Origin of the sequence: Bacillus hominis, assembly GCF_018332515.1 — a bacterium.
Lineage (GTDB): Bacteria > Bacillota > Bacilli > Bacillales > Bacillaceae_G > Bacillus_A > Bacillus_A hominis.
Genome location: NZ_BOQD01000346.1, coordinates 1 through 11,030, shown reverse-complemented (window position 1 = coordinate 11,030; position 11,030 = coordinate 1). Strand labels below are relative to the sequence as shown.

General features: G+C 31.7%; 7 protein-coding genes and 1 pseudogene. All 8 read left to right on the top strand.

Features of this window, described 5'->3' with window-relative positions:
• Positions 1–1,659 (top strand): annotated as a pseudogene (locus KI356_RS24395) (hypothetical protein); the annotation flags it as partial.
• 9 nt (positions 1,660–1,668) lie between these two features.
• Positions 1,669–3,387: an integrase gene (locus KI356_RS24390; protein WP_212936713.1), complete on the top strand. Its 1,719-nt coding sequence runs from the start codon at positions 1,669–1,671 to the stop codon at positions 3,385–3,387.
• Entirely contained in the window at positions 3,380–4,108 is a 729-nt protein-coding gene (locus KI356_RS24385) for a hypothetical protein (protein WP_212936712.1), read from the top strand. The genes KI356_RS24390 and KI356_RS24385 overlap by 8 nt, the downstream gene beginning before the upstream one ends.
• A gap of 398 nt (positions 4,109–4,506) precedes the next feature.
• A complete protein-coding gene (locus KI356_RS24380; RefSeq protein WP_212936711.1) occupies positions 4,507–5,541 on the top strand; it encodes a nucleotidyltransferase domain-containing protein in 1,035 nt (344 codons plus the stop codon).
• 11 nt (positions 5,542–5,552) lie between these two features.
• Entirely contained in the window at positions 5,553–7,391 is a 1,839-nt protein-coding gene (locus KI356_RS24375) for a ThiF family adenylyltransferase (protein ID WP_212936710.1), read from the top strand.
• Between the two features lie 67 nt (positions 7,392–7,458).
• Positions 7,459–7,887, top strand: coding sequence for a Mov34/MPN/PAD-1 family protein (locus KI356_RS24370; RefSeq protein ID WP_212936709.1), 429 nt, complete (start codon positions 7,459–7,461; stop codon positions 7,885–7,887).
• Positions 7,871–9,016, top strand: a complete 1,146-nt coding sequence (locus tag KI356_RS24365) for an SAVED domain-containing protein (RefSeq protein WP_212936708.1) — start codon at positions 7,871–7,873, stop codon at positions 9,014–9,016. Before KI356_RS24370 ends, KI356_RS24365 begins: the two co-directional genes overlap by 17 nt.
• Before the next feature lie 271 nt (positions 9,017–9,287).
• Positions 9,288–10,400, top strand: a complete 1,113-nt coding sequence (locus tag KI356_RS24360) for an SAVED domain-containing protein (protein ID WP_212936707.1) — start codon at positions 9,288–9,290, stop codon at positions 10,398–10,400.
• Positions 10,401–11,030 lie beyond the last annotated feature (630 nt).

Below are 11,030 nucleotides of genomic sequence, written 5' to 3'. Positions count from 1 at the left end.
TGGTTTGAATTTATTAGGCTTAAATCAGAATCTTACTCAGGGTCGAATTTTGTTTCAAAAAATGCAAGGTTGTTAGAGTACCTTTCTGTAACGAGGGTCTTAACTAGGAGAGTTCTTGATAAGGAGTTATTTATGTACTCTTCTAAGGAGCTTAATTTGATGTTTTTTAATAGTAATACTAAAGAAAAAGTAAAAAAAATACTTTATATATTTTTAAGAGAAATTGATCAAATGGAAGGGTGTTTTTTACAGGGGAAAATGTTTAAAATTGCAAATGTGAATAGTCCGTATAGGGAGCGAGTTAAGAAAAAGAAACAATCGGAAATTTATACAGCAGAAGAATTTATGAAGTTTTTTAAATATATTTCTAACTTAGATATTCATAAAGATAAGGCTATAAGTAGTGTAAAAGAGGCATTATTAAAGTCTTTAAGAAATAATTTAAGGGATGTCATTTATAATCGTTATGACTCTGTTTGGTTATATACATTAGTACATTTAAATAATGCTTGGAGACACTGGGACTGTATGGAAATTCCTAGAATAAGCTTTGAAGGAACCAGTATTATTGACAGTATAGAGTGGATTCAGAATAATGAGTTAAGCATTGAAGATGCCAAGACAATAATAAGGAAAATGCAAATTAAGAATCTAAAGCATTCTAAAACTGGCGAAAATCGTTATTTTTATTGTTCGGAGCAATTAATTCTTCCTATTGCGTATGCAGCAGTTTTATGTGAAATAAGGACAAGAATTTTTAATCCTTTAAGTGATTCGCTAATTGATTTTCAGTCTAAGAATCGGCTACTTACTAGTTATCCTTATAAGGAGTTTTTTGAGGCTTTTCCAGAGAAAAACCTTAGATTCTCTTCATTAAAAATGAATCGAACTTTTATCACACTTGCTTATAATTTATCTAAAAACCAAAAAGGTTCTGCACATGAATTAGAGTTGTTAAAATTTCTCCGGAACCATAAATCGATTGAAACTACTAATGTATATATTCATATAAACCAACGAGATGTTAATTTTCTGAGTAATCAAATTTTTTATAGGGATTATTTTGGGTTTATAGCAGATGGATTTGCTAATATTCTATTTGGTTCAGCAAAAAATATAGAAGAAAGAACTAATGAAATAAATATTATATATGAGAAGATTGGGAAAGATCTGAGGTTGGAAGGAATAGTGGATGCTTTATTATACCTTATAAAACAAGAAAACGTGGTTATGGATATTATTAAGGGACTTGATGAAGAAACAATGCAAAATATCTATAATAGGCTCAATATGGGAATGTTGTATTCTAAAACAAGACATGTTCAATGCTTGGTGTCATCAGAAAACTGTATGTATGTAGAGCGGGAAAATTGTATAGGCTGTCCATTCGCTATTTATAATTTTTATGCTCTTTCTGCAATTACTGAACAAATACTTAAGCATATCGATTTTTTTGCCAGGAATGATAGGAAACATAGATATAAAGGAGATTATGAAAGAAATGCGATTCTTTTTTTTAGAGATTTAAAGTTGTTTAAAGAAGCTGAAAATAAGTTTGGGTCTAGTATATATGAATTTTTGGGTATGACCAAAAGCGAATTTGAATTTGTCTTAAGTCAATTGCCTTCTGTTACACAATATATTTCACAGACAAAGTAGGTGGAAATAGTGAATAAAATAATGGAGATTGCAGAATTAAGTGATGAAGCATTTGATTTAGAACTTAGTATCGAACTTTCTATGGAAAATCTGGAAAACCTCGAAAAAAACAAATTTACTAGAGTCAATTTTTATGATGATCAATGGAATTTATATGATGAGGAAAGAGACCAAATGTCGTATCTTCGTTTTAGTAGAGTAAAGGAAGAACTTAGTGGATACACTTTGAAAGAAGTAGAAAGGTTTATATTAGTAATGAAATGTTGGACGGCAAGCTTACTAGTTAAGTATCAATATAGTACTGTAAGTAGAAATTTTGGTTATGTGCTAGATGAACTTATAAAAACAGAAGCCTTTAGAATAGTGTATATAGAAGATTTTATTGAGAGGATTTTGGAAAAAGGAGGGCATGTGAAATCTTGTATAGCTACAGCTATATTTAATTTTTATAATTATTATGATCATTTCGAAGGGAAAGAAGAATATCTGAGATTTTTGTCAACCATCCCGTCTGTCCAATCAAATACACGAACTATTCCTACTGTTAAGGATTGTCTTAAGTTTGTATGGGTTTTAAATGATTTTTATGCAAAATCGAATAGTGATGATTGGAGATATTTATATTTCTTTCCAATACGAATTTGGTGGCATTTAACTTCAATAATTCCGATAAGGATTGGAGAATTTCTCCTTTTAAGAAGAGATTGTATATATACTAAAAATGATCGGTATTATCTTAAGTTGCCTCGAATTAAGCAGAAGGGTCAAAAAGGTAAGAAAATAATTGATGAGTTGGAGATCTCCATAAGTGTGTACTTAATGTTTAAAGAGTATATAGAATTGACAGATAATTATGGTTATTCGAAAACTCTTCTGTCATATAGGGCGTATAAGGGAATATTAAATAAACCAATAAAATCCAGGAATTCTAATATCTTAAGAGATGCTATTTTTAAAAAAATCCTCTATGATTTTTATGATATGGTAATTGCTGCCCCGCCATATAATTTCACAGTTAGAAGTATTGGAGAGGATTCGGAGAAAGAAATTAGAAAAGGTAGAAGTAATGGGATAAGGTTTGATTTTGAACGACGTTTAAGACCTAATGATACAAGACATATAGCATTTTTATCATTAATGGTTCAGGGATTTCATCCAATTGAAATCGCTCGATTGGGAGGGCATGATACAATTTACTCACAGCGGCACTATCAGCAACATAATTTCTTTCTTACAGATTCAGGAATATCTAAACTTATTAAAATGTTTAGTCTTGCAGGTCATTCCTTAAATAATTCTGTGCTTTCTACTGAAAAATCAAACAAAACAATAAATATAGGAAAGCTATTTAGAGAGAAATTTATATTTTCTCCAGCTAAAACGTTGAAACAAGAATGGGATAAGCTTGAAATTGGTTATTGTACTGCCAAAATAAAAAATTGTAAAACACAGTGTTTTCAGTGCTTTGAATATTGGAGAATAGAATATGATGAGTTTTTGGAAAAAAGGGAAAAGATCGAAAAATGGATAGAAGAGAGTCGAGAGGAAGCACTTGCTCTATACAAAACATTGTTTAATTTACATCATAAGTTAATTAGCAAATCGTATAAAAAAATAAACCCGAACCTAACAAGTGAATTGGCAATAAATTCGAAAAAACTGAGGGGGGTATTGGAGAATATCGATAAATTCAATGAAGTTTATGAAGGGTGGTTATACAATGAGTAAAGTAGGAAGAAAAAAGAAGGAGTATCCAGAAGATGAGATAAAAAAAATTATCTTAAGCTATGTAAAAAATAAAGGAATTAAATCTGAAATTCCAAAGAGAACCTTAAGTAAGTATGCGAAAAGTCTATTTAGAGAGGGGAATCTTCCTTGGTTAAATGAAGAAATTTCTGATAATTATTGGATTCGTACTGAAAGAAGGGGATTCCAATTAATTGAGGAGTATAATACTGTTGTTCATAAAACATTAGCGCGAAATAAAAACATTCAAGTACAATTACCAAGGATAGAGGAAATTGTAAAAAAACACGGTAAGGATTCAAAGCAACTATTAAAAAAACTTCTTCCTTATCAGAGGGAATTAAATATAAGTCAGAAGAACAACAGCGTATTACAGGGAGAATTAAGTGAATTAAAGGAACAGCTAACTAAGAAAATCTTACTTATTTCAATTCTTGAAAACAAAATTAAATTGCAACAAGAGACAATTTATCAAATGTTTATACAGGGGTTCATTACCAAACCGAGCCTTAGAAATTTAATGGAAATGCGAACTGAGGTTGATTCGGTAGTTAAGGATGCTCTACAAAATATGTTTAATTTGAAAGCTGATGAATTTTTGAAAATGGACAGCCTTGTTGGTAATAATGAATCTCAAAAGGTGGTAGAAATTAAAGAACATAAGCTTAGGAATTCTTTATTGGATGATTTCCGGAACTTATAAGCCATATGAGTTGAGAGGGGTAAATGATGAACATATGCAAGAACTCCTGAAACATTTATTCTTATTATGTAATTTCTGTATAACATTACATATAAAAAAACAGATATCTCTTTGTAAACAGTATGGAAATCTATTTTATATTAGTAATATAAAATTCTATTTATCAATTTCTGGATAAAAGGTTAGAATATATAATTACTAGATGAAAAAGGCAGTTAACTTAAATAGTTAGCTGTTTATTTATTATAGACCTAAATAAATAGGTGACAACAAAAATAAAGCCCTAAAATTACAGTAATACAAGTAAGACACCAAACTAATAATTCTGTTTGTATTATGTTATTATTTAGTTATAGAGTTTGATATTACCAGTAATAAAAAAATATTGGAGGCGAATTATGGTTCTATGTAAGACTCAATTTAACCAGTTTCACGAAGCTATTAAATTAAAAGAAGAAAACGCAACGTTAAAAGAAAAAAGAGATATTATTATCAATAAAATAAACGAAAAATTACCTGATGAGGCGAGATATAGTTTTACTATTTTTAATCAAGGTTCTTATGCAATGAATACTGGTATCAAGCCTTTAGATAATGATTATGATATTGATGTCGGCTTGTATTTTGACATGTCTAAAGAAGATGTAAAACCGGTAGCTGCTAAGCAATGGATTTATGATGCATTGGAAGGGCACACGTCTGATATAAAAATTAAGGTTCCCTGTGTGACGGTTACTTATAAAGATGGCTATCACGTTGATGTAACAGTGTATGCTTCTTCTAATGATGATGGAAAAGTTTACTTAGCCAAGGGGAAACCTGGAAGTCTAGAAGTAAACAAGTATTGGGATGAATCAAACCCAAAAGATTTAATAAATGAAATTCGTGACCACTTATCAGATAAAGATGACAGAAGACAGTTCCGTAGGGTAGTTCGTTACTTAAAAAGATGGAAAGATTTAAAGTTTAATAAAGGTAGCGGTAAACCTACAGGGATCGCTTTAACTTCTTGTGTTTACCATTGGTTAACTATCCAAAAAGACGTTGATCTGTTTGATCAAACAACAACTTATAAAGATCTTGATGCACTTATAGATATTGTTTCTCAAATGATTTCAAGATTTGTAGATGAATACGTTGAGGTAGATGGCGAGTATAAATTTATGCCTAGATTAAAAGTCTATTTACCAGTTGAACCAAAGCCTGAACTCTTTGAGAAAATGACATCTAAACAGATGGTGACATTTAAGGAGAAATTAGGTGTGCTTCTTGAAAAATTAAAAGAAGCAAGAGAGCATTCAGATCCTACAGATGCAGCGGAAATACTAAGAACACAATTTGGTGTTGATTTCCCTATTCCTCCAAGGTCTACTACTGGAAGAAGAGCTTATGTAGCACCTGTAATCCCTAGTTCGGAATCAGCATTGGATTAGAGTGGTGAACAATGGAAGATTTATTGGATAAAATACAAAAAGAATTGGATGCATTAGAGCAAAGCCTAATACGTTCATTTAGTATTTTGAAGGAAGTAGATTCAAATAAGTATAGTAAATGTAGTAATGTCGCAGAGATAGAAATAGAGGTAAACGGAAAGCCAGCTGTTTTGTCAGTTGGTTTTCCTGATATGTTTCCTAATGTTTTACCAAAGTTTTTTGATAAGAATAATGAATTTGGATATATTCCACACAAAATGCCTAATGGTTTTTTATGTTTTACAAGAACAGAATCATTAATTATTGATGAGCGTTATCCAACCGCTGTTTTATTACATTGCCTAGAAAAGGTAATTAAATTAATAGAAGATGGAATTAGCGGTAGAAACAAACAAGATTTTATAGAAGAATTTGAAGCGTACTGGCCAGCTAGTAGCAAATCAAATATTTATGCTCACATAGATACAGAAAACTTAAAGTTGAGAGAATTAGATTTGTGGAAGAAAGAAGCTGGGGAAAAACATATAACATTCATAGCAGCCGAAAGGGATCGGCCTCTAGAGAATGTTATAAAGCAAGTGTTTCATCTTGATATAAAAGAAACCGACAAATTCAGATGTATTTATTTTCCATTGCAAAAGGGTTCATTTATAGTACCACCTCAAGATTTCGAAATGTGGAATTTTAAAACTTTAAAAGAGAATGTATTAAAAAACCTGTCACCTGAAAACAAGCAAGAATTTCATAGAGTTTTAGGGAGGAAATCCCAAAACACAAATTTAGGAATAGAATTTATTATTGTTGGTTTACCAATGGGGCATCAAAAAACTATATTATTTGGATGTGGTTTAACTGGACATTCTTCCAATTTGAAAAATGTAAAAAAAAGTAGGGTTATAAAGAAAATTCATCCTTTTATTGCAAAGCCTAAAGATATAACATTGTATCCTAAACACATAAAGAGGTGGCACCCTGACTATTTACAGAATAGAACTGGAGGAAATACAGGACTAAAAGGTAAGCACATATTAATTGTTGGTGTTGGATCAGTTGGAAGTGAGGTGGCAATGCGCTTTGCTAAAGCAGGTGTAAAAAAAGTATCCATAGTGGATATGGACTTTATGGAATTAGAAAACGTTCATCGCCATGCATTAGGTAGTAGTTCAGTATTTAAAGTATATAAAAAATTAGGACTTATGGAGAACCCAAAGGTATGGGCAGTAGAAGAAGAAATTAAGAGGAAATATCCTTTTACCGAAGTCAAATCATATTTCGATGATATTAAACAGGTATTAGAAGATGGTTTGTTAAATAAGGAAAGAATAGATCTTATTGTTGTGGCAATTGGTTCCGTTAATATAGAAATGATAATAAATCGAATGCTACATAAAGAGTCTAACCCACCACCCACAATTTATACGTGGGTAGAGCCTTTAGGCATAGGGGGGCATACTTTGGTAACATTAAATGGTTATAAGGGTGGTTGCTATCAATGTTTATTTAAAGAGAAGGAAGAGACAGCTTTATATAATCGTTCCGCATTTGCAAAGCCATTTCAGGAATTCTCTAAAACATTGACAGGCTGTGGTTCTGTTTTTACGCCTTACAATTTCTTGGATAGTGAACGTTCCGCTTTACTGACTGTAGAAACCGGAATAAAAGTACTAATGGGGCAGCTAAAAGGGAATCCGTTGTTATCTTGGAAAGGTGAAGATACATTATTCATTGAAAAGGGATATGAAACTACACCACGTTATTCATTAAGCACAGAAGAGCTCTTTGAAACAAGGTATTTTTATAAAAATGAGGGCTGTAAAGTATGTTCGATAAAAGGAAGTGATACTTATTAAGAGTGAATTTGTATACATTCTTCCGAATGAAAAGACATTATTTATTCGCCCTGAAGCTATAGTAAAGATGCTTAAATATAAGCAAGATAAACCATTTTTTTCGGAAGCAGGAGGTATTCTTATAGGGAGAATACTATTAGAGAATGAACATTACATTATTGATGACGTGTCCGAACCTATGCCCACTGATAAAAGAAGTAGGTTTCATTTTAGTAGAAAACCAGAAGGACATCAAGATTATTTCAATTCTATCTGGGAACGTGAAGACGGTTGTTGCTTTTATTTAGGTGAATGGCATACACATCCTGAATTCGTTCCTATCCCCTCTTTTGTAGATAAGAATGATTGGGAACGTATAGTAGGGCTTGATTTCGAAAATGATGCTTTATTCTTTATAATTGTAGGGATAAAAGAGATAAAAGTGTGGTATGGAAATTTAGCAAATAAAAAAATAATTGAATTAAAAAGGAGAGATTTTATTGACGAAAACAGATAAAGTCACAGAAGAAGTAGAAATAAAAGAACAGAAAAGAAGACAACTAGCTGCTGTAGAAAATTATCAATTGTGGGTTAATTGTGGAGGGATTTGTTCTTTTGATGGTTGTAATAAGAGATTGATTGCGTCTGAAGAAGGTAGTTTAACTAATGTAGGTATTAAGGCACATATTATTGGACACGCAAAAACCTCTCCACGTCGGGAATATATGGAGCAATACGGTTATACAGAAGAGACTTTGGAAGATCTCTCGAATCTAATGTTAATGTGTCACCATCATTCTAAGTTAATTGATGATAAACATTCAAAGGACAAATTCCCTCCGGATTTACTATTCAAAATGAAAGAAAAACATGAAAATTGGGTAAGATCTTGGTCCGAGAGTAAAAAGAAAAAGAGTATTGCACTAATTCATAAAAGATTAGGCGGACCTATAACAAATATAGATCACGAAGGAGAAGCCCCTTACATTTTGTTGGATGCTATTGAAAACCAAGATGAGTTTTCTAATTTCACTAGGGACGGATGGGAAGAAGGGCAAAAAATTAACAGAGAATTGTATAAGCGATTTAAAGAAAAAATTAGTGAAAGTGAAGCAAATGTGGCTGAAGTGTTCCCTTTATCTCCTATTCCTTTATTAATTGATATGGGCTTTTTATTAACAGATACGGTACCTCTATCTGTATATCAATTTGAAAGAGAAGGAGGCGTATGGGTTTCTGATCATCCAGACAGAAAAAAAGAGGTTGAATTAACTTCATCAGCTAATATTAATGGAGAAGATAATTTGGCGGTTTTGGTATCGGTGAGTGGGAAAGTTAAAATGAAGGATGTTCAGGAAGCTCTAGGAAGTCAACTTGACTCTATTTCCTTTGAAATTAACGATCCTGGGCTAAAAAGAGTGTTGTATAAACAAGATGTTTCTTATATACAATCTCAAATTAAAGAAGAGGTCGAAAAACTATTGCAGGAGCAAGATTATAGAAAAATTCATCTTTTCTATGCTGGTCCCGCTGGCCTTGCGATTGAATTAGGAAGAGGTATTAATCCTAATATTTGGGTAGAGGTTTGTGTGTATCAATACAATGTTAGGGAAACCCCTCGTTATCAATATGCGCTTTCTATTTAAATTAAAGCGGTCAAAAATATTACTGTATAGTAGTGATTAACGACATAAGTATAAAGGTAGTAGAAAAATGTAAAGATTTTGAAAAGAAGCTTGATAAAGTATATCACGATTATGTGTGATATATTGGTATGTCAGATAGTCTAAAAGAGCAAAATAATGCATCTTTAATGTATAACAAATTTGGATAAATTTATGTCCGAATTTGTTATTTTATTTGAATTAGTATCCTTGATAAGGGAGAATCCGAAAAATAGAAAGGGGATGCATGTGATTGTCAGTATCAAATATACCTGAAAAAGTGAAATTTAGGTTATGGGGAAAGGCAGCTGGACGTTGTCAATATGAAGGCTGTAATAAACCGTTATGGTATGATTCTACCACTAAAGCAGAGTTTAATTCAGCTTATATAGCTCATATTGTAGCAGATAAGCCAAACGGGCCACGAGGAGATGTTGAGAGGTCCGAGAAATTATGTAAAGAGATAAGTAATCTTATGTTAATGTGCGATGTTCATCATCGAATGATAGATAGAGATCAAGTAGAGGCACATTCAGAAGAAATACTTGTAAAAATGAAAAAAAGACACGAAGAACGTATGGAGTTGTTAACATCTTTAACGGAAGAGAAACAATCACAAGTAATATTATATGATGCAAATATTGGTCAAAATACAGCAAAAGTCAGTATGGGAAAAGCAGTTTATGCTATGTTACCCGAAAAATATCCTATTGATAAAATGGGAGTAGAGTTAAGTTTCAATAATAGTACATTTAGAGATAATGAAAGTATCTACTGGATAATTGAAAAAGAGAATTTAAGACGTCAATTTAATCTGAAGGTAATGCCTCAAATGGAAGCTGGTATCAATCACTTTTCAGTTTTTGCACTAGCGCCTCAACCATTGTTGATTGAGCTTGGTAGGTTGTTATCGGATATCCAAGTAGCAGATGTTTATCAATTGCATCGTGAACCTGCCGATTGGAAGTGGCAAGAGGGACCTGAAAATTTTGTTTATAAAATTATTGAACCACCTGTAGATTCAGATACGGTTGCTCTTAATATCTCATTGAGTGGAAAGATTAAGAATAGTAAGATTCATGAAATACTCGGAGAAAAAGTATCTATTTGGACATTAACTATTGATAATCCAAATACTGATTTCTTAAAAAGTCAAGAACAATTAAAATTATTTAGGGAAGCCTTTAGACAGTTATTGAATAAGATTAGGCTTAAACACGGACATAAGAATGTTATTCATTTATTCCCAGCTGCACCTGTTTCTGTTGCGGTTGAAATTGGAAGAGTTTGGATGCCGAAAACGGATCTACCATTAAAGGTTTATGATGAGAATAAGGGGTTTTCATATGCGCTAAATATTGAATGAGTTAAAGGAAAGTGGTTTGTATTAGAGCAACAAAAGGAACAAGGCATATTCTATGAAAATCGAAGTGATATGTCTATTCAAACTTTATATAGAGACAATCTAGTTACAACTTCAATGGAATTTGTAGTAGATACTAGCAATTTAAATACTAAATTGTTGGTTGAATTATATTCAACGGATAGTAATTCTAAGTGAGTATTATCAAAAATTCAATGAAAGTCCTTCGTTTTGCAAAACATAGAGGTTATAAGAGTGCTATTAAAGCAATGATTGTGAATTTTAGGAGGAATTCTGAAAAAGAGCAATTATGTAAATAATCGGGGGGCGTATGGAGTTATTACAGAGCGGGCTACAATCTTTAAAAAGGCGAACTTATGATAATTCGCCTTTTTTTATTAGTATTTCAAAGTTCAGAGGGGCATTATCTTATCCTCTTTACTGTAGAGGGAGTCAAAAATTAGTATAGTGTGATCGAAATAGTTGATTGAATGGTGTTTAAGATTAAATTGTTTTATTATTATTTACTTTACAATATCTAGAATTTTTTTATATTTATCAAGGGGAATGTTAAAAATATCGCTCATTGTGTCTCCAGTGAAAGAATCTCCATTTTTATTTATATGTAGTGTT

Bases quoted from the DNA above. Each gene is read 5' to 3' on its own strand.
- KI356_RS24375 (WP_212936710.1), top strand. From the start codon at position 5,553: ATGGAAGATTTATTGGATAAAATACAAAAAGAATTGGATGCATTAGAG.
- KI356_RS24370 (WP_212936709.1), top strand. From the start codon at position 7,459: ATGCTTAAATATAAGCAAGATAAACCATTTTTTTCGGAAGCAGGAGGT.
- KI356_RS24385 (WP_212936712.1), top strand. From the start codon at position 3,380: ATGAGTAAAGTAGGAAGAAAAAAGAAGGAGTATCCAGAAGATGAGATA.
- KI356_RS24380 (WP_212936711.1), top strand. From the start codon at position 4,507: ATGGTTCTATGTAAGACTCAATTTAACCAGTTTCACGAAGCTATTAAA.